At 69.4% G+C, this 18,835-nt stretch carries 16 protein-coding genes; 5 read left to right on the top strand and 11 right to left on the bottom strand.

All coding sequences use genetic code 11. The features are described from left to right. Positions 1-41 precede the first annotated feature (41 nt). A complete protein-coding gene (locus ACWHMB_RS07670) occupies positions 42-947 on the top strand; it encodes a CoA transferase (protein ID WP_377480245.1) in 906 nt (301 codons plus the stop codon). Between the two features lie 87 nt (positions 948-1,034). Here the strand turns inward: ACWHMB_RS07670 and ACWHMB_RS07665 are convergent, their stop codons facing one another. The 5 genes from ACWHMB_RS07665 to ACWHMB_RS07645 all read right to left on the bottom strand — a co-directional run bounded on the left by ACWHMB_RS07665 (position 1,035) and on the right by ACWHMB_RS07645 (position 7,561). Then, entirely contained in the window at positions 1,035-1,421 is a 387-nt protein-coding gene (locus ACWHMB_RS07665; protein ID WP_293226527.1) for a hypothetical protein, read from the bottom strand. A gap of 62 nt (positions 1,422-1,483) precedes the next feature. Then, positions 1,484-3,286 carry a hypothetical protein gene (locus tag ACWHMB_RS07660; RefSeq protein ID WP_293226529.1) on the bottom strand — a complete coding sequence of 601 codons (1,803 nt, stop codon included), beginning with the start codon at positions 3,284-3,286 and terminating at the stop codon, positions 1,484-1,486. Between the two features lie 216 nt (positions 3,287-3,502). Continuing rightward, positions 3,503-4,153 carry a response regulator gene (locus ACWHMB_RS07655; RefSeq protein WP_293226531.1) on the bottom strand — a complete coding sequence of 217 codons (651 nt, stop codon included), beginning with the start codon at positions 4,151-4,153 and terminating at the stop codon, positions 3,503-3,505. Beyond that, the gene (locus tag ACWHMB_RS07650; protein WP_377480250.1) at positions 4,131-6,458 is read right to left on the bottom strand and encodes a hybrid sensor histidine kinase/response regulator; all 2,328 of its coding nucleotides are present in this window, start codon (positions 6,456-6,458) and stop codon (positions 4,131-4,133) included. The genes ACWHMB_RS07655 and ACWHMB_RS07650 overlap by 23 nt, the downstream gene beginning before the upstream one ends. Further along, on the bottom strand, positions 6,458-7,561 hold the full coding sequence (locus ACWHMB_RS07645) for an ABC transporter substrate-binding protein (protein ID WP_377480253.1): 1,104 nt from the start codon (positions 7,559-7,561) through the stop codon (positions 6,458-6,460). Before ACWHMB_RS07645 ends, ACWHMB_RS07650 begins: the two co-directional genes overlap by 1 nt. 153 nt (positions 7,562-7,714) lie before the next feature. Between ACWHMB_RS07645 and ACWHMB_RS07640 the strand changes: the two genes are divergently transcribed. Then, positions 7,715-9,181 (top strand): RNB domain-containing ribonuclease, encoded by a 1,467-nt coding sequence (locus ACWHMB_RS07640; RefSeq protein ID WP_377480256.1) that lies wholly within the window; start codon positions 7,715-7,717, stop codon positions 9,179-9,181. A 110-nt stretch (positions 9,182-9,291) separates the two neighbouring features. Here the strand turns inward: ACWHMB_RS07640 and ACWHMB_RS07635 are convergent, their stop codons facing one another. From ACWHMB_RS07635 to ACWHMB_RS07615, 5 genes are all read right to left on the bottom strand, one after another. Then, complete coding sequence (locus tag ACWHMB_RS07635; RefSeq protein ID WP_377480260.1) at positions 9,292-11,814, bottom strand: copper-transporting P-type ATPase; 2,523 nt, start codon at positions 11,812-11,814, stop codon at positions 9,292-9,294. A gap of 95 nt (positions 11,815-11,909) precedes the next feature. Next, positions 11,910-12,410, bottom strand: coding sequence for a c-type cytochrome (locus tag ACWHMB_RS07630; RefSeq protein ID WP_377480799.1), 501 nt, complete (start codon positions 12,408-12,410; stop codon positions 11,910-11,912). Positions 12,411-12,442: 32 nt separating this feature from the next. Next, entirely contained in the window at positions 12,443-12,949 is a 507-nt protein-coding gene (locus ACWHMB_RS07625; RefSeq protein WP_377480263.1) for a cupredoxin domain-containing protein, read from the bottom strand. 21 nt (positions 12,950-12,970) lie between these two features. After that, a complete protein-coding gene (locus ACWHMB_RS07620) occupies positions 12,971-14,095 on the bottom strand; it encodes a copper resistance protein B (protein ID WP_377480266.1) in 1,125 nt (374 codons plus the stop codon). Beyond that, complete coding sequence (locus ACWHMB_RS07615) at positions 14,092-15,897, bottom strand: copper resistance system multicopper oxidase (RefSeq protein WP_377480269.1); 1,806 nt, start codon at positions 15,895-15,897, stop codon at positions 14,092-14,094. The genes ACWHMB_RS07620 and ACWHMB_RS07615 overlap by 4 nt, the downstream gene beginning before the upstream one ends. Here ACWHMB_RS07615 and ACWHMB_RS07610 point away from each other — a divergent pair. The 3 genes from ACWHMB_RS07610 to ACWHMB_RS07600 are packed head-to-tail and all read left to right on the top strand — an operon-like array spanning position 15,896 to position 18,114. Then, positions 15,896-16,024, top strand: a complete 129-nt coding sequence (locus tag ACWHMB_RS07610; protein ID WP_377480272.1) for a hypothetical protein — start codon at positions 15,896-15,898, stop codon at positions 16,022-16,024. The two genes, ACWHMB_RS07615 and ACWHMB_RS07610, sit on opposite strands and share 2 nt — an antisense overlap. Then, on the top strand, positions 16,021-16,704 hold the full coding sequence (locus tag ACWHMB_RS07605; protein WP_293226548.1) for a heavy metal response regulator transcription factor: 684 nt from the start codon (positions 16,021-16,023) through the stop codon (positions 16,702-16,704). Before ACWHMB_RS07610 ends, ACWHMB_RS07605 begins: the two co-directional genes overlap by 4 nt. Next, on the top strand, positions 16,705-18,114 hold the full coding sequence (locus tag ACWHMB_RS07600) for a heavy metal sensor histidine kinase (RefSeq protein WP_377480275.1): 1,410 nt from the start codon (positions 16,705-16,707) through the stop codon (positions 18,112-18,114). It abuts the gene before it with no gap. Between the two features lie 53 nt (positions 18,115-18,167). Here ACWHMB_RS07600 and ACWHMB_RS07595 read toward each other — a convergent pair whose 3' ends face one another. Further along, the gene (locus ACWHMB_RS07595; protein WP_447648492.1) at positions 18,168-18,794 is read right to left on the bottom strand and encodes a DUF924 family protein; all 627 of its coding nucleotides are present in this window, start codon (positions 18,792-18,794) and stop codon (positions 18,168-18,170) included. Positions 18,795-18,835 lie beyond the last annotated feature (41 nt).

The following is an 18,835-nucleotide window of genomic DNA, read 5'->3' as shown; positions in this document are numbered from 1 at the left end:
AATGTGCGGTATAACCGGGCGATTCACTCCACGCCCGCCCCATGCCCGCATCCAACCCTCCTCGCCCCCTGCGCGGCACGCGCATCGTCAGCCTGGCGCTCAACCTGCCCGGCCCGGCCGCGCTGATGCGCCTGCGCGCGCTGGGCGCGCGCTGCCTCAAGGTCGAGCCGCCCGGCCCGGCGCCCACCGTCAGCGGCGACCCCATGGGCCAGTACAACCCCGACGCCTACGGCCAGATGCACGCGGGCATCCGCTCCGTCACGCTCGACCTCAAGAGCGCGCGCGGCCGCGACCGGCTGGCGCGCGAGCTGGCCGCCACCGACGTGCTGCTGACCTCGTTTCGCCCCTCGGCGCTGGCCAAGCTGGGCCTGGGCTGGGCTGCCCTGCGCCGCGCCCACCCGCAGCTGTCGCTGATCGAAATCGTCGGCGCCGCCGGCGAGCGCGCCGAGGAACCGGGCCACGACCTGACCTACCTGGCCGAGGCCGGCCTGATCACCGGCACCGCCCTGCCCCCCACCCTGCTGGCCGACATGACCGGCGCGCTGCTGGCCGTCGAGGCCACCCTGGCCGCCCTGCTGCAGGCCCGCGCCAGCGGCCGCGGCGTGCACCGCGAGGTGACCCTGCTGGGCGCCGCCCAGTGGCTGGCCCTGCCGCGCGACTGGGGCCTGACCCTGCCCAGCGGCGCCGTCGGCGGCGCGCACGCGGGCTACAAGGTCTACCCCTGCAAGGACGGCCGCGTGGCCTTTGCCGCGCTGGAGCCGCACTTCGCCGCCGCCCTGTTCAAGGTCGCCGGCCTGCCCCCGCCCGACCTGCGCGCCCCCTTCGCCCCCGCCTCACACGCCACCATCGCCGCCTGGGCGCTGGGCAAGACGCGCCGCCAGCTCGACGCGCTGGGGCGTGCGCACGATATTCCGTTGTATACGCTGGCGCCGGTCAAGGCAGCTTAAAGCTTGACGCGCGCGATCTGGCGCTCCCGGCGCGGTCGGTGGAAGACCCTGTGCTCGCCCGTTTTTCTGCGCGACCGCGTGCGCGTTTCAGCGCGGCACCAGCTGCACGACCTGACCACTGCTGCCGCGCTTGAAATAAATGTTCGCGCCCACCATCCGCACGTCATTGCATGCCGATGGGATGGTCTTGAACTGATAGCACACGCGTCCGTCCTCGGCGCGCCAGGTGCCGCTGTCGGAGCGGCCGCCAAAATAGACCACTATGCCGCTGCTCGCGTCGGCGGCATGGTCGACGCGCGTGGTGCTGCCGTTGGGGTTGGCCAGGGTAAACGACTTGCCGCGCAGCAGCGATGTGATCTCGCCGGTCGCCGGGATGCGGGCGCCGGGCGGAAAGTCGGCGGCGGGCGGTGGCCCAGCGGCACAACCGGCCAGGACGGCCACGACGGACAACAGGGCAGGGACCATGGCTTTCATGACAACACTCCTTCATCTTGCAAGGTAGCGCCGCGGACCGGCAGGCCCGCGGCGGTGCTGGTTTACAGGCCCAGTTGGGTCTTGAACGCCGACCAGGCCGCGCCGTTCAGCCGCAGCGACTGGGCAAAGCGGTTCTGGTAGTCGGGCTTGGTGGCATGGGCGCGGTACACCCACCGGTTGGGCGGCCCGCCGCCCCAGTCGATCTGGGTGTAGACGACGTCGTAGCCGATGCTGGCGTCCACCGCCGGGTGGCCGGCAAAGCGCATGATCTGGGCGCCGTTGACGGTCACGATGCTGTAGGTGCCGGTGGTGGTGGTCTGGCAGTTGGGCGGGTTGGCGAAGTTGCCGCCGGGCGTGGCCAGGTCGCATTCGTAGTAGTGCGCCGCATTGCCAGCGCCGAACGCCACGCGCATGGTCTTCATGTCGGTCGACCCCAGCCCCATACTGAGCGTGGTGTTGCCGGCGTTCGTCCCGGTCGAGGTGTCGACGCTGGCAACCGCGTAATGCGCCACCACGCCCGACAGGGTGTCCCGACCGTCGGCCTGCGTGATGGCACGCGTCCAGGTGTCGGTGATGACGATGTCGGACGACAGGGTCAGTGCGCGGCGGTGGGTCTCCTCGGCGCCGGCCGGCAATGCCGCGCTACCCAGGGCACCCAGCAGGTTGGCGGTCGAGGTGCCGTCGTTGTTGATGCGGTTGAGCGCCCCCCGCCCCTGCCAGTTGGTCACCAGGTCGGCCAGGGTGCCCGTGACCGGGGTGCTCTGGTTGATGGTGATGGCCACCGACGTGCCGCAGTACACCGAGCGGCTGGGGTTGCCGCCGGTGGTGGTGATGACAGGCGTCGGCGTGTTGCGCCCGCACATCTGCCAGCCGGTGGGCGTGAGGTAAGCGGCGCGGTACAGGCTGGTGGCTGAGCCGAAGTCCGGCTGGGCGGCACCGCCGTTCTTGCGCGCGCGCTCGTCCGTGGCGGTGGCGGCCACCGTACCGGCCGGTCGCGCCGCGATCTGCAGGCTGCGCGAGTAATAGTTGCTGGCGTTGAACCAGATCAGGTTGTCCATCAACTCGTAGGCCGCGCCGGCGACTGCCGGGTTGTGCACCGCCAGCGGAATGCCCTCGCGCAGCGCCACCGAGGTGAAGGCCGCGATCCAGCGCGCGGTGTCCTGCACGTTGTCGTCGCTGGCCGGCGGATCGCCCTGATAGTTGTCGATCTTGCCGGCGGCAATGCCCAGCTGGCTGGCCACGTTGCTGCGCGCGGTCGATTCGGTCATGCCTGCGGCCACCCCGGCCTGAACCAGCGTGGTCAGCGGGTTGATGCCGCCGGCACTGCCCTTGGGACGCGTCATCACGTAGTCGGATCCGGTAGTGACAGGCTGGCCCGGCTTGTTGGCGTCGATCGTCACGTTGGCCTTGACCACGGCGATCAGGCGCGCGGCAGCGGCGTCGGCCGGCATGGTGGTCAGCGAGTACTGGCCGTTGACCCCGGTGGCGGCCGAAGCCGGCTCGCCCGCGTCGCAGGCGCCGTTGTCGTTCAGGTCCAGGCAGACCGTGGCGTTCTGGAGCGCGGCGTTGCGCGTGACCTGGCCAAACAGCGTGACAGGAGTCGGCGGCCCGGGGGGGCCGGGCGGCGGCGCCGGCGGCGGCGGAACCGGATCCGGAGGCGGCGGCGTCGGGTCGGGATCGGGGCTGGGTGCCGGCGCGGGTGCGGGCGCGGGCGCAGGCCCCGGGCCAGGGTTGGGCGCGGGGGCTGGCGCCGGATCGGGCGGCGCCGCCGGCGGGTCGTCGCCGTCGCCGCCGCAGGCCGCCAGCGACAGCACGGCGGAAGCGGCGAAAGCGTGGATCAGCAGGTTTCGGGTGCGGGCTTTCATGGTGTTCCTCCTGGGGTTTGCCTGGACCGGGTCTCTCGACACTGGGAACACTAAAAGAAACATATCCCCCGTACATCACCCAGTTGGGTGAGCGATGGAAGCCGATCGATTTGCTTTGAAGAACACCCAGCCGCTCCACCCGCGCCTGCGCGGCGGCTTTCGATCCAGCGCACTCGGCACCTGGACGACGGCGGTGTCGGCCGCGCGCCCGACGGTTCAGGAAGCGTCGTCCCCCAGCACCAGCCCCATGCGATTGGCCGCCACGATGGCCTGGGTGCGCGTGGTGACGGCGAGCGCACGCAACACGGCGCTGACGTGGGTCTTGGTGGTGTTGGGGCTCAGGCCCAACTCGCGCGCGATCAGCTTCATGGGCTTGCCCTCCAGAATCAGCCGCAGCACCTGCGTCTGGCGCGGGGTGAGCCCGAGTTCGGCCGGGCTGGTGCAGGCACGCGCCGGCACGGGCAGCGCGATGCCGGCCAGGCTGAGCGGTGGCACGTAGATGCGCCGCGCCAGCACGGTGCGCAAGGCCTCGAACATCTGGCCGGACGGGGCCGACTTCGGGATGAAACCCATTGCCCCCAGCTGGATCGAGCGCAGCACGGTGACCTGGTCTTCCTGCGAGGACAGCATGACCAGCGGCACGCCGGGGTGGCGCTCGCGCACCGTCTCCAGCGCCTGCAGGCCGTGCATGCCGGGCAGGATGAAGTCGAGCAGGATCAGGTCGATTCCGGCATCGCCGTCAAGAATGGCCAGCGCCTCGTCGAGGTTGGCGGCATGCGAGACCTGCACTGCCGCATCGAGCTCCTTGAGCAGCAGCGCCACGCCGTCGCGAAACAGCGCGTGATCATCGACCAGCAGAATCCTCATGGTCGGAGTCTGATTGCGTTTCCACCACCTCGCATCCCCCAGTTGGGTGAGCACCGAGTTCAGCCTCGATCGCCGCCAGCAGCCGGTCCGCGCCCACCGGCTTGTGCAGCAGCGGCAGGCCGGCGTCGGTGACGCGCCGCAGGTCGGCGGTGGCGGTATCGCCGGTGATGATGATCGCCGGCACCGGCTGGCCGATGTGCGCCCGAACCTGCCGCACGGCAGCCAGGCCGTCCTGGTGCTCGCGCAGCCGATAGTCGCTCAAGATCAGGTCGGGGTCGCGCAGGTGTTCGTCCAGCAGGGTCAGGCACTGCTCGGCCGACGCCGCGGTAAGCACGTGCGCGCCCCAGCTGTGGCACAGCGCCTGCATGGCACGGCGCGTGTCGGCCTCGTCGTCGATCACCACGACGAACGCGCCGGCGATGCGCGGCCTGGCCGCGAGCGCCTCGGGCTGCGCCGGCACCCGCGGCAGCGCCTCGGCGGTGGGCAGCAGGATCGAGAAGCAGGTGCCTCGGCCCGGCGCCGAACGCAATGCGTACCGATGGCCCAGCAGGTCGAGCGTGCGCTTGACGATGGCCAGGCCCAGCCCGAGCCCCTTGCCGCGGTCGCGCTCGGGGTTGTCGATCTGGTAGAACTCGTCGAAGACATGCGCCAACTGGGCCGGCGCAATGCCGATGCCGGTGTCCCACACCTGCAGCTCGATGCCGCCGGGGCGCCGGCGGCAGCCCACCAGCACCTTGCCGTGCTGGGTGTAGCGGATCGCGTTGGACACCAGGTTGCCGAGCACACGCTCCAGCAGCACCGCGTCGGTGTGCACGGCGCAACGGCTGGGTACCACCGACAGCCGCAGCCCCTTGCGGGCAGCCTCCGGCCCGTGGCTGGCCGCCACCCGGCGCAGCAGTTCGGCCAGGTCATGGTCGCCCGGCACCGGCCGGGCCATGCCGGCGTCCAGCTTCGAGATGTCGAGCAGGCCGACGAACAGCGCCTCCATCGCGGCGACCGAGGCCTGGATGTGGTTCACCAGCTGGCCCACCTCGGGCGTGACGGCCTGCCGGCGCAGCACGCCCACCAGCAGGCTGATGGTGTGCAGCGGCTGGCGCAGGTCGTGGCTGGCCGAGGCCAAAAAGCGCGTCTTGGCTTGGCTGGCCTGCTCGGCTTCGTCGCGCCTGGCGTGCAGCAAGGCGTTGGCGGCGGCCAGTTGCCGGGTGCGCTCGGCCACCCGGGTTTCGAGCTGCCGGTACGAGTCGCCCAGGCGCTCGGCCATCTGATTGAACCGGGTCGCCAAGTGGCCCAGCTCGTCACCCCGCGCCAGCTCGATGCGGTGCTCGAGCCGGCCCTCGCCGATGCGGTCGGCGCCCTCGGCAAGCTGCTGGATCGGGTGCACCACCCGGCGTGCCAGCACAGTGCCGACGGCCGAGCCCGCCAGCACGGCGAGCACCAGGATCAACAAGGCTGTGGCCAACGCCCGGTACACCGGTGCAAAGGCCTCGTCGCGCGGCTGTTCGGTGATCAGGCGCCAGCCGGGCACGCTCAGTTTGGTGAAGTAGGCCACGACCGATTCGCCCTCGGGCGTGTCGAACTCGACCAGATCGCCCGGATCGGCGCTGTCGTCGGCGATCGCCGCCTGCACGGCCGGGCGGGCCGTCCAGTCGGGGCGCGCCAGCACCTGCAAAAACTCGGGGTGCGCCAACAGGTGCCCCTCGCCGTCGACAAGGTAGGCATGGCCCTCGCGGCCGAAGCGGGTGTCGTCGATGATGTTGCGCAACTGCGCCAGGTCCAGGTTCGCGGCGAGCACGCCGCTGTGCTCCCGCCAGCCACGGCGCGCCATCACCACGCGCGGCTGGTTGCCGGTGTAGGTGACAGGACCGAACCACGGCGCGTCGGCCCGCGCGTTCAGAAACTCGGGCAAGCCGCTGCGGTCTTCACCCGTGCCGACGCGGTCCGACCCCATGCGCGAGACGCGCACACGCTCCATGCCGTGCGGGTCGATCCAGTACAGCTCGTCGATCGCCGGCGCTTGCCTCATCAGGCGCAGCAGCTCGACCTGGACGTCGGCGTCCACTTCGCCGATGTGGCCCGAATCCAGCAGCGACAGGCTGGCGCGCAGCAAGGTGCCGGCCTCGCGCATGAAGCGGTCGATGCGGGCCGAAGCCCGGTTGGCTTCGAGCGCCTGCTGGGCCTCCACGGCGGTCCGGGTCTCGCGCTGGATCAGCCACAGCTGGGCCACGCCACTGGCCGCCAGCACCAGCGTGACCAACGCGCTGATCCACAGCGCGTAGGTGTGCCACAGGCGGCGGCGCGCGAGCATCAGCGCGCGGCAGGCAAATGGGCGTCGGCCGTTGGCGCCAGCGTGCGTTCGCCCGGCCGGATCAGGCGATCAGCGCGCTCGATCAGCGCCGACGGCAGCGTCACGCCGATGCGCTCGGCGGTGTCGAGGTTGACGACCAGCGCCGCTTCGTACAGTTCTTCGACCGGCAACTCGGCCAAGGGACGGCCACGCAGTATCTGGTTCACATAGCGTGCTCCGCGCCCGCACATGCTGACGCGACCGATGGAGCCATAGCTGAGCAGGCCGCCATGGCGGGTGGCGAACCACGAGGAGTGCGAAATCGCCGGCAGCCGCACCCGCAGCGCCTGCTGCGCGTGCTCGCCGAGAAACACCGAGGAATCCGGCCAAATCAGCACCGCATCGACCCCGAGGCGCGCCAGTTCGTCCCAGGCGCGAGCGATATCGTCCTTGCCCGAGAAACGCACGCGCAGCCCCTCGACGTCGGCCTGCTGCAGCATGTCCGCAAAAAGTCCGAGGCCTTGTGCCCGCTCGTGCCCGATGTTGTCGCGGTTGGAGATCATGCCGATGCGGCGCGCCTGCGGAAACGCCCGCAGCAGCATTTCCATCGGCTTGATCGCGAATTGGCCTTTCAGGCCCAGCGAAACCCCCGTAACGTTGGCCAATGGGCGCAACTGCGCATCCAGAACCTTGCCGATATTGGTCGGCCCCATCACGACGATGGGCAGCTCCTTGGTGGCGTTCATCAGGGCTTCGGCCGGTGGGTTGTCGGTCGCGAGCAGCACGTCCGGGCGGCGCGCCACCATCGCCTGCGCCGCCGAGGCATAGCGGCTCGGATCGTTGGCGACGTCGTTCCATTCGAGCCTCACTTGCCCGTCGAACGACCAGCCTGCCTTTTCCAGTTCATCGCGCACCTCGTTCATGCAAAGCTTCACCGACTCGCTCGGGCCGAGGCCCAGGTAGGCGACGACGCGCGGCGGGGCCTGAGCGGGCACGGTTGCCCGCGGTGTGACGGCAGCCGGCACGTCGCTCTGCGCGCACAGCGGCGGGGAGACTGCCAACCCGACGGCAAGGGCCAGGGCGGCAGGAAGGCTGGGCCAATGAGGACGCTGCGTTGGCGACATGGGGCTCCCTCCATCTCGTGATGCAGGCTCGCAGCCTGCTGTTCGGCCCCATTATTGCGGCCGGACGGCGGTTCGGCAATCCAGACTGGGAGGGCCTGCGCGGGTCGCTCCGCTAAGATGGCCCGAGACAACCCCGACGGAGTTCCTGGACCCATGGCGCTGCACCCGCACCAAAAAGAAGAGCTGGCCGACCTGGCCGTGGCCGCCATGCGCGAGCGGGGTCTGCAGCCCGAGTTTTCCGCCCCGGCGCTACAGCAGTTGCGCGGCATCGACGGGCCGGGCCTGGCCGAGGGCACCGACATCGTCGATCTGACCGGCCTGCCCTGGTGCTCGATCGACAACGACGACTCGCGCGACCTGGACCAGCTCACCGTGAGCGAGACCCTGCCGGACGGCAGCGTGAAAATTTGGGTGGCGATCGCCGACGTCGATGCGCTGATCGAAAAGGACACGCCCATCGACCGCCACGCGCAGGTCAACACCACCAGCGTCTACACCTCGGCGCGCATCTTCCCGATGCTGCCCGAGAAGCTCTCGACCGACCTCACCTCGCTCAACCCCCACCAGGTGCGCGCGGCCACCGTTACCGAGATGGTGTTCGCGCCCGACGGCGCGCTGCTGCGCAGCCACATCCAGCGCGCGCGCGTGCGCAACCAGGCGCAGCTGGCCTACGACGCCGTGTCGGCCTGGATCACCGGCGACGGGCCCCTGCCCGAGGCGGCCGACCGCGTGCCCGGCATGGACCAGCAGCTGCGCACGCAGGATTCGGTGGCGCAGCAGCTGCGCGCGCGCCGGCGCGAACAGGGCGCACTTGAATTTCAAACGCTGCAGCCGCGCGCCGAGTTCGACGGCGACCGGGTGGTGGCGATTCGCCAGCAGGAGCAAAACCGCGCGCGCCAGTTGATCGAGGAGTTCATGGTCGCCACCAACGGCGTCAGCGCGCGCTACCTGGCCGGCAAGCGGCGCGCTTCCATCCGCCGCGTGGTGCGCTCGCCCGAGCGCTGGGCGCGCATCGCCGAGCTGGCGGCCGAACGCGGCACCACGCTGCCGCCCGAGCCCGACTCCAGCGCGCTCGAAAAATTCTTGCAAACCGAGCGCCGGCGCGACCCGCTGCGCTTTCCCGACCTGTCGCTCACCATCGTCAAGCTGATGGGCCGCGGCGAGTACGTGGTCGAGCGTCCGGGCGGCCCCAAGATCGGCCACTTCGGCCTGGCGGTGCGCGACTACTCCCATTCCACCGCGCCCAACCGCCGCTTTCCCGACCTGATCACCGGCCGCCTGATCAAGGCGGCGCTGGCGGACGTCTCATCGCCCTACTCGCACACCGAGCTGGAGATGCTGGCGGCCCACTGCACGCGCCAGGAAGACGCGGCCAACAAGGTCGAGCGCCAGCTGCGCAAGTCCGAGGCCGCCATGCTGCTGGAAGAGCGCATCGGCCAGCTGTTCGACGGCGTGGTCACCGGCCAGTCCAAGGGCAACACCTGGCTGCGCATCTTCGATCCGCCGGCCGACGGCAAGCTGCTGCCCAGCCGCGAGCTGAAGGTGGGCGACAAGGTGCGCGCCCGGCTGGTGGACACCAACGTAACGCGCGGCTACATCGACTTCGAGCAGGTCGATTGAGATCGACTGACGTTGCCGAAAAATTCATTTTTGATAGCTGCTCGCGCTTGATTGGCGGGCGCCAGCGGCCATTTTCTCTTAAATGATTACCCAAACCGTCGGCCGACTTGCTACATCTTGGCCCCGCGCAGTCGCAGTGCGTTGGTGATCACCGAGGCCGAGCTCAGGCTCATCGCCAGCGCCGCGATCATGGGCGACAGCAGCAAGCCGGTGAATGGATACAGCACGCCGGCGGCGATCGGTATGCCGATGCCGTTGTAGACGAAGGCGAAGCCCAGGTTCTGGTGCATGTTGCGCACCGTGTCGATGGAGATCTGGCGCGCGGCCGCGATGCCGCGCAGGTCGCCCTTGACCAGCGTGACCTGGCCGCTGTTCATGGCCACGTCGGTGCCGGTGCCCATGGCCACGCCCACATCGGCGCGGGCCAGCGCTGGCGCATCGTTGATGCCGTCGCCGGCCATGGCGACCACATGGCCTTCGCGCTGCAGTTTCTCGACCAGGGCCAGCTTGTCGGCGGGCTTGACCTCGCCATGCACCTCGTCGATGCCCAGCTTGGCGGCCACCGCCTGGGCCGTGGTCAGGCCGTCGCCCGTGGCCATGACGATGCGCAGGCCGCTGGCGTGCAGGATGCGGATGGCCTCGGGCGTGCTGGACTTGATGGGGTCGGTCACGGCCAGCAGGCCGGCCAGCCGGCCATCGACGGCCAGGTGCATGACGCTGGCGCCTTCGCCGCGCAGGCGCTCGGCGTCGGCCTTCAAGGCAGACACGTCCAGACCCTCCTGCTCCATGAGCGCGGTATTGCCCAAGGCCAGGCGCCGGCCCTCGACCGTGCCGCGCACGCCGATGCCGCTGCCCGACTCGAAGTCGGCCGGCTTGGCCAGTGGCAATTTTTTCTCGCGCGCCGCGCTGACGATGGCATCGGCCAGCGGGTGCTCGCTGCCCTGGTCCAGGCTGGCCGCCAGCCGCAGCACCTCGTCCGCGGTGTAGCCCGGGGCGGCGACGGCCGTGTCGAAGGCCGGCCGGCCCTCGGTCAGCGTGCCGGTCTTGTCCACGATCAGGGTGTCCACCTCACGCATCTTCTCGATCGCGCCGGCATCGCGGAACAGTACGCCCTGCGTGGCGGCGCGGCCCGTGGCCACCATCACCGACATCGGCGTGGCCAGTCCCAGCGCGCAGGGGCAGGCGATGATCAGCACGGCCACGGCGTTGACCAGGCCGTATACCCAGCTCGGCTCGGGCCCGAACAGGCCCCAGGCGAAGAAGGTCAGGATGGCGATCGCCACCACGACCACGACGAACTTGCCCGCCACCTTGTCGGCCATGCGCTGCATGGGCGCCTTGGAGCGCTGGGCATTGGCCACCATCTGCACGATCTGCGACAGCACGGTGGCCGCGCCCACCTTGTCGGCGCGCATGACCAGCGCGCCGCTGGTGTTGAGCGTGGCGCCGATCAGCTTGTCGCCCGCGCGCTTGGTCACGGGAACGGGCTCGCCGGTCAGCATGGACTCATCGACCGCGCTGCGGCCCTCGGTCACCACGCCATCGACCGGCACCTTCTCGCCGGGGCGCACGCGCAGCAGGTCGCCCACATGGACATGGGTCAGCGGCACGTCCTCCTCGCTGCCGTCGGCATTGATGCGCCGCGCGGTCTTGGGCGCCAGGCCCAGCAGGGACTTGATGGCCGCCGAGGTCTGCGAGCGCGCCTTCAGCTCCAGGATCTGGCCCAACAGGGTCAGGGAGATGATGACCACCGCCGCCTCGAAGTACACGGCCACGCGGCCCATGGCCACGAACGAGGCCGGGAACACGCCCGGCGCCACGGTCGCGACCACGCTGTAGACAAAGGCCGCCGACGTGCCCAGGCCGATCAGCGTCCACATGTTGGGGCTGCGCTTGCGGATGGACTGCACGCCGCGCACGAAGAAGGGCCAGCCGGCCCACAACACCACGGGCAGGGACAGCACCAGCTCGATCCAGCTCTGCGTGGCCGGTGCGAACCAACCCAGGCGATGGCCGAACATGGCCAGGAAGGTGACGATCAGCGTGAGCGGCAGCGTCCACCAGAAGCGGCGCTGGAAGTCGTGCAGCTCGCTGTTGTCCTCTTCGCCCAGCGGAATCACCGGCTCCAGCGTCATGCCGCAGATCGGGCAATTGCCCGGATGGTCCTGCCGGATCTCGGGGTGCATGGGGCAGGTGTAGATGGTACCGGCCGGGGCCTCCTGGGGCGGTGCAGCCGCCGTCATCCCGACGTGTTCGCCGATGGCGTGGCCGTGGTGATGGTGGTCGTGGGCTGAAGCCACCTGCCCTTCCGGAACCAGGTTCATGTGGCATATGGGGCAGTTGCCGGGGTGATCCTGCCGCACCTCGGGGTGCATGGGGCAGGTATAGATGGTGCCCGCCGGGGCCTGCTGTGGCGTCGCGGCCGTCGAGGCCTGTTCACCCGCTGCATGGCCGTGATGGTGATGCTGGTCACCCGAAGCTGCCTGGCCCTCGGGCACCAGGTGCATGTGGCACTTCGGGCAGTCGCCGGGATGATCCTGCCGCACCTCGGGGTGCATGGGGCAGGTGTAGATGGTGCCCGCCGGGGCCGGTTCGCCCTCCGCCTGGTCGTGGTGATGCAGATGCTCGTTCATGACAGTGCCTTCATCGATTGAATTCGATTCTGAACCTTCCCATCATGGAAGAGTCAACCCCTTCCACGCGCCCCACCCATCCCGCGCCCGGATGGCTAACGGGACAAGGACTTGCGGTACTCGACGTTGATCGCATCGTGACGCTGCCGCACCTCGGGCGGCCATTGCGCCTTGATCCACGACAGCACGGCCACGATCTCATCGTCGTTCAACACGCCATCGTAGACGGGCATGGCCGTGCGGTAGTCGGGCTGGTTGATCAGCCGGGCCAGGCCCTGCTTGGTGATGGCGAACAGCTGTTCGTCCGGATGGTGCCAGGTGTGGCCGCTCGCGTCGTGCGGCGGCGCCGGCAGCAGACCGTCAGGCCCGCGCTCGCGCCAGTCGGGCTGGCCCTCACCCCTGGCGCCATGGTAGGCCGCGCATTGCTGCGCGTAAATGCGCGCGCCAACGCGTAGCGCTTGGGGGTCATCGGGGCGCAGGCTGTGCAAGGAGCTCGCCTGCGACCCACTGGCGCGCAGGGAAAAATAGCCCATTCCTGCCACCAGCAGCAGGGTCAGCAAGCCGGCAGTGGCGAGGACCAGCGGCTTGCGTGCCAAGGCGGCGAAGCGCGGCACGCTGCCGACCGGACTCAAGGCGCAACCTGGACTTGCCCGACCATGCCGGCTTCGAGGTGCCCCGGTTCGGTGCAAGCGAAATCGACCTGGCCCGGCTGGGTGAACTGCCACACCATGCTGCCACGCTGGCCTGGCTTGAGGTTCAACTGGTTGGGCTCGCTGTGCGCCATGCCGGGATGGGCGCGCATCTGCACAGCGTGTTCCTTCAGTTCATCGAGCGATCCGAGCACCATTTCGTGCCTCACCTTGCCGGCGTTGCGCACCACGAAGCGCACCGTGTCGCCAACCTTCACGTCGATGCTGGAAGGATGAAAGCGCATGTCATCGTCCAGCACCACGTCCACGGTGCGCATGACCCTGGCCGGATCGCCCGGCTGGCCGAACAGGGCGGCGTGCTCGGACGCGCTCATATTGCCGTGCGAGGCCGGCATGTCGTGGCCGCCCGCGTGCGTGCCGGCGGCGAGCGCGGCCAGCGGAACCGCCGCGGCAGCAAGCAACGCAACAACGAATGTTTTCTTCATTCAAACAACTCCTGCAAAGAATCAGAACCAGAAGCTCACGCCGGCCACCCAGCGCGTCTGGCTCGCGCGGTCGCCCGCGGCGCGCACCAAATCCCGTGTGCGGCCAAAGCTGTGCTGCCACTCGACCCCGACGTAGGGCGCGATCTGGCGCGTGATTTCGTAGCGCAGGCGCATGCCGGCGCTGGCGTTGGCAAGGCCGCTGCCGATGGCATTGTCCGGATCGCTCTTGCCGTAGAAATTCCACTCGGTGCGCGGCTGCAGCACAAGCTTTTGCGTGAGCAGCAGGTCATACGATCCTTCGAACCGCAGCGCGGTGCGGCCGCCACTGCCCAGATACGCGGTCGCGTCGATCTCGAACCAATAGGGCGCCAGGCCTTGCACGCCTGCCGCGAGCCACTGGCGGTCCTTACCCGCGCCATGGTCCAGCCGCACGCCGAGCTGCGTATCCCAGTACGCGGCAATGGCGTGCCCCCAGAGCAACTCGGTGCGTGAATCGTGCAGCTTGCCCTTGGCGACATCGCCCTCGGCCTTGATGACCAGATGGTCAAAATCACGGCCGATGCGCGCCTGCAGGTCATACGTCGTGGCGTTTTCGCCGTGGCGCGCCCATGCCCGCTCCAGCCGGTTGACCTTGAGGTTGGCAAAGCTCCTCTGGTCGTCGAGCTGCAGGGGCGGCACGCCCGCCAGGGAATACTTGCCACTGCCGCGCACGAAGCCGTCCGAATAGCCATTGGGGTCGCGCGCGTCGGCGGGCGGGCTGCCGCCCTGCATTTGCATGTTGCCGTGGTCCATGGCGGGCGCCGCGCCGGTGTCCGATGGCGCGCCGGCGGCCGCGGCACCATGGCCCATGCCGGGCATGGCGCCGTACTCCATGGGCGTGGCAGCGTGGTTCATCGCGGGGGCGTTGGTCATCGCCTCAGGCATGCGGTCTTGCATGGGCATGCTGCCTTGGTCCATACCGCCCATCGGCGGCGCCACCGGCGCTGCCGTGGGCTGAGGTGCAGCGCCGTGCGACCCGTGCGCGCCGTGATCCTGGGCCAGGGCCGGAGCGCCGGCACCCCAGAGAACCAGCGTCAAGGCCACGGGAGCCAGGCGCAGCCCACGGGCGTGCGCGATGGCGTGGGTCAGGTTCGGATGCGTTGTCATGCCACCACCACCTCGCGGAACATGCCCATTTCCATGTGAAACATCAGGTGGCAGTGCCATACCCAGCGGCCGAGCGCATCGGCCGTGACGAGATAGCTCACGCGCTGCGCCGGCTGCACGGGGATGGTGTGCTTGCGGGCGACGAAATCGCCCGCGGCGGTCTCCAGCTCCTGCCACATGCCGTGCAGGTGTATGGGGTGGGTCATCATGGTGTCGTTGTGCAGGATCACGCGCAGGCGCTCGCCGTAGCGGAAATGCACCGGCGCGCTGGCGGCGAAGTCCAGTCCGTCGAACGACCAGGTGTAGCGTTCCATGTTGCCCGTCAGGTGCAACTCGATCTCGCGCTCGGGGCCACCCGCATAGAGCGAGCCGCCGATGGTCTTGAGGTCAGCCAGCGTGAGCACGCGCCGGCCGTTGCCGCGCAGGCCGACGCCAGGGTCATCCAGGTTGGTGCGCGGCATGTCCACGCGCATGTCGGTGCCGGGGCCCCACTCGGTGCGCGCGTGGCGCACCGTGGTGCCGGGCTTTTGCAATGGGTTGGGCGCCATGGGGTGCGCCATGCCGTGCATGCTGCCGTGGTTCATTCCGGCCATCGAGCCGTGGCCCACGGCGGCCATGTCGTGGCCGCTGCCTTGCGCCATGCCGCCCATCATGTCGGCCATGGTGAGCCACTGCACCGCATCGAGTGCGGGCACGGGCGCGCTCAGGCCCTCGCGCACGGCGAGCGTGCCCCGCGCATAGCCGGTGCGGTCCATCGATTGCGCGAACAACGTGTACGCGTCGTCCCTGGGCTGCACGATCACGTCGTAGGTCTCGCCAGGTCCGAAGCGGAATTCGTCCACGGTCACCGGCTCCACGTCCTGCCCGTCGGTTTGCACCACGGTGAGCGGCAGACCCGGTATGCGCACGTCATAAAACGTGTTGCTGCTGCCGTTGATGCAACGCAGCCGCACGCGCTCGCCGGGCTTGAAGAGCGCCGTCCAGTTGGCGCCCGGTGCGCTGCCGTTGACCAGGTAGCTGAGCTCGGTGGACGACAGGTCGGCCAGGTCGGCCGGGCTCATGCGCATGGCATTCCACATGTCGCGCTCCGCCATGGCCGCATCCATGCCCTTGGCGCGCACGTCCTGTACAAATTTGGCGAAGGTCGGGCGGTGCTGGTTGAACACGTCGCCCTGGGCCTTGAGTTTGGCCAGGGCGCGCATCGGGTCGCTGCCTGTCCAGTCCGACAGCAGCACCACATGTTCGCGCTCGGCGCGCAGGGTTTCGCCCGCGCGCGGCTCCACGATGAGCGCGCCGTACAAACCCGTGACCTCCTGCATGGCGCTGTGCGAGTGGTACCAGTAGGTGCCGCTTTGCTCCAGCGTAAAGCGGTAGGTGAAGGTCTCGCCGGGCGCGATGCCGGCAAAGCTGATTCCCGGCACACCGTCCATCTGAAACGGCAGGATGATGCCGTGCCAGTGGATCGATGCCGTCCCGCGCAGGCGGTTGGTGACGCGAATCGTCACCGTCTCGCCTTTGCGCATGCGCAGCGTCGGGCCGGGCAGGCTGCCGTTGACGGTGGTGGCGATGCCCGTGCGGCCGTCGAAATCGACGCGGGTCTCGGCCAGCGTCAGGTCGAAGACGGGGCCGCGCAACTCGGGCGCTGTTCCCGTGCGGGCTGCCGGCAGGTCTTGCAGCGCCCAGGCGGGCAGAGCGGCATCGAGCACGCTCAGTGCGGTGCCGGCCGCCAGCGTCCGCAAGAAACGCCGACGCTGCAAGGCCTGGCCCGAGGGGCCGGAGAGGGAATGACTCTTGAATCGCATGCCGAAGATTCTGGCGGGCCTGCCTTTCGGCAAGATGTTTTCAACATTACATTTCTGTCAGTTTCATGCCAGCAATCCACCGGCGCGGCACACTGAAGCGGGAACAGCCAAGGAGCCAAGCGGGTGAAGATATTGATCGTCGAAGACGAGCCCAAGACGGGCGCGTACCTGCGCCAGGGCCTGACCGAGGCCGGCTACGTGGCCGACCTGGTGCCTCATGGCACCGACGGGCTGCACATGGCCCTGCAGGGCGCCTACGACCTGGTGATCCTGGACGTGATGCTGCCCGGCCTGAACGGCTGGCAGGTGCTGCAGGCGCTGCGCGAACGCGGCCTGCGGATGCCCGTGCTGTTTCTGACAGCGCGCGACCAGGTGGAGGACCGCGTCAAGGGGCTGGAGCTGGGCGCCGACGACTATCTGGTCAAGCCGTTCTCGTTCGCGGAGCTGCTGGCCCGGGTGCGCATCATCCTGCGCCGCGCCCCTGCGGGCGGCGACGGTACGCTGCTGCGCGTGGCCGACCTGGAGCTCGATCTGCTGCGCCGCCGGGTCTCGCGCAATGGCCGGCGCGTGGACCTGACGGCCAAGGAGTTCGGCCTGCTGGAACTCTTGATGCGGCGCCACGGCGAGGTGCTGCCGCGCTCGCTGATCGCATCCCAGGTGTGGGACATGAACTTCGACAGCGACACCAACGTCATCGAGGTCGCCATGCGCCGCCTGCGCGTGAAGATCGACGAGGGCCACCCCGTCAAGCTGATCCAGACCGTGCGCGGCATGGGCTACGTGCTCGACGTGCCGCGGGAGGACTAGGTGGCGCTGGCGGCGCGTTGGGGCCGGCTGCCGTTGACGCGGCGCCTGACCCTGCTCTTCACCACCGTGGCGGCCCTGGTGGTGCTGGGGCTGGGCGCCCTGTTTCTGGTGGAGATCGAGCGCCATTTCGTCGAGCTGGACCGGATGGTGCTGCAGGACAAGCAGCACCTGATCGAGGAAGTCCTGCACAACGCCGGTTCGGTGGACGACGCGCGCCAGCGCCTGGGCGAGGCGCTGAGCTACCACCATGACCTCTACGCCCTGGTGCAGGATGGGCAAGGGGCGGTGGTCTTTCGGTCCGAAGGGTTCACGTCCACCATGCGCGGCGAGAAAACCCTGGGCGCCGGTGAGGCCCAGGCGTTTGGGGTGTTGCGCCACGGCGATGTGCGCTTTCACACGCTGGTCTTCAAGGCCGTGCCCGGCTACGCCGGCACCCCGCTTGGCGTCTGGATCGCCGCGGATACGCAGCACCACACGCAGTTTCTTGACGGCCTGCGGCGCAGCCTGACCCTCTACGTGCTGGCCGCCATCGCCCTGTGCGGCCTGCTCTCGTGGCTGGCTGCGCGCCAGGGCCTGGCGCCGCTGCGCGACATGAAGTCACGCGCCGCCAAGGTCACGGGCCAGAGGCTGGGCGAGCGCATGCCGGTGCAGGCCGTGCCAGTGGAGATGGCCGACCTGGCGCAGGAGCTGAACCGCATGCTGGACCGGCTGCAGCAGGACTTCCAGCGCCTGACCGACTTTTCCTCGGATCTGGCACACGAGCTGCGCACGCCCATCAGCAATCTGCTCACGCAGACGCAGGTGGCGCTGGCGAGCAGGCGCGACGCCGCAACCTACCGTGACATCCTGGCCTCGAACGCCGAGGAATTCGAGCGGCTGGCGCGCATGGTGTCCGACATGCTGCTGCTGGCCAAGACCGAGCGCGGCGTGGACCTGCCGCACAAGGAGCGTTTTTCCGCGCGCCAGGACGCGCAGGCGCTGCTCGACTTCTACGAGGCCGTGGCCGAGGAAAAGCGCATCCGGCTCCACTTGGAGGGCGATGGCGAGGTCGAGGGCGACCGCCTGATGTTCCGCCGCGCGGTGAGCAACCTGCTGTCCAATGCCCTGCGCCACACGCCCGAGGACGGGGACGTCGCCATCCACATCGCCAGCACCCCGCAAGCGACCACGGTGGTCGTGGAGAACACCGGCGCCGACATCGACCCCAAACTGCTGCCACGGCTGTTCGACCGCTTCTACCGCGCCGATCCTTCCCGGGCCCATCCGGATTCCGACGGCTCCGGACTGGGCCTGGCCATCACGCGCGCCATTGCCGAGGCCCATGGGGGCCGTGTCACGGCAACGTCGGGCCATGGGCTCACCTGCTTCGCCCTGGAGTTTCCCCGCGAACGAATCGGTGCTCCGAACTGAGAAGGCGTGGCGCCGTGTCCGCTGTCGTTCCAGGCCAGTGGATCGACACGGTGTCAGAACCCCGCCCCCGGCTGCGCCAGATAGGCCAGCTCGTCGGGCGTGCTGGCGCGCCCCAGGATGGCGTTGCGGTGCGGAAAGCGGCCGAAGCGCGCGATCACGTCCCGGTGCTTGTGGGCGTAGTCCAGCGTGCCGTCGAAGTACGCCCGGGGCGTCGCGTCGGGCTCATCGCGCAGGGCCGTGAACAGGGCCACGCTGCGCGCCTGCATGGCGGCGTCCTCGGCGTGCTCCAGCGGCAAGTAGCAGAAGATGCGCGCCATGGGCGGCACCGCCCGGTCGTGGCCGCGCGCGAGGCCCTCCAGCGCGATGGCCAGGCCCTTGGCGTCGGCCGCGAAGCTGTCGGGGCGGCCGCGAAACACGTTGCGGCTGAACTGGTCCAGCACGATCAGCAGCGCCAGGCGGCCGTCGGCGGTGTCGGCCCAGGCGTCCAGCCGGCCGGCGCACGCCGCCTCGATGGTGCTTGAAAAGCGCTGGCCCAGCATGGCGTCGAAGGCCTCGTCCTTCTGAAACCACTGGGTTTGCACGCGCGCCATGGCGGCGGCATCGAGCGGATAGGCGCCCAGCCACAGGCGCAGGACGTTGGCGGCCTGGGCCGGCAAGAGGGGGGATGCAGAGTCGGTCATACCCGCATTCTGGCGACGCCGGCGCGGGTTTGCCAGTGTGC

The sequence above is a fragment of the Ottowia pentelensis genome (assembly GCF_964341695.1).
Note: the sequence above shows the minus strand (reverse complement) of the source record. Positions and strands in the feature narration are given on the sequence as shown.

Excerpts from the sequence above, each read along its gene's own strand:
- ACWHMB_RS07670 (WP_377480245.1), top strand. The coding sequence starts at position 42 with ATGCCCGCATCCAACCCTCCTCGCCCCCTGCGCGGCACGCGCATCGTC.
- ACWHMB_RS07625 (WP_377480263.1), bottom strand. The coding sequence starts at position 12,949 with ATGAAGAAAACATTCGTTGTTGCGTTGCTTGCTGCCGCGGCGGTTCCG.
- ACWHMB_RS07635 (WP_377480260.1), bottom strand. The coding sequence starts at position 11,814 with ATGAACGAGCATCTGCATCACCACGACCAGGCGGAGGGCGAACCGGCC.
- ACWHMB_RS07655 (WP_293226531.1), bottom strand. The coding sequence starts at position 4,153 with ATGAGGATTCTGCTGGTCGATGATCACGCGCTGTTTCGCGACGGCGTG.
- ACWHMB_RS07610 (WP_377480272.1), top strand. The coding sequence starts at position 15,896 with ATGCCGAAGATTCTGGCGGGCCTGCCTTTCGGCAAGATGTTTTCAACA.
- ACWHMB_RS07595 (WP_447648492.1), bottom strand. The coding sequence starts at position 18,794 with ATGACCGACTCTGCATCCCCCCTCTTGCCGGCCCAGGCCGCCAACGTC.
- ACWHMB_RS07660 (WP_293226529.1), bottom strand. The coding sequence starts at position 3,286 with ATGAAAGCCCGCACCCGAAACCTGCTGATCCACGCTTTCGCCGCTTCC.
- ACWHMB_RS07640 (WP_377480256.1), top strand. The coding sequence starts at position 7,715 with ATGGCGCTGCACCCGCACCAAAAAGAAGAGCTGGCCGACCTGGCCGTG.
- ACWHMB_RS07650 (WP_377480250.1), bottom strand. The coding sequence starts at position 6,458 with ATGCTCGCGCGCCGCCGCCTGTGGCACACCTACGCGCTGTGGATCAGC.
- ACWHMB_RS07615 (WP_377480269.1), bottom strand. The coding sequence starts at position 15,897 with ATGCGATTCAAGAGTCATTCCCTCTCCGGCCCCTCGGGCCAGGCCTTG.
- ACWHMB_RS07620 (WP_377480266.1), bottom strand. The coding sequence starts at position 14,095 with ATGACAACGCATCCGAACCTGACCCACGCCATCGCGCACGCCCGTGGG.
- ACWHMB_RS07645 (WP_377480253.1), bottom strand. The coding sequence starts at position 7,561 with ATGTCGCCAACGCAGCGTCCTCATTGGCCCAGCCTTCCTGCCGCCCTG.
- ACWHMB_RS07665 (WP_293226527.1), bottom strand. The coding sequence starts at position 1,421 with ATGAAAGCCATGGTCCCTGCCCTGTTGTCCGTCGTGGCCGTCCTGGCC.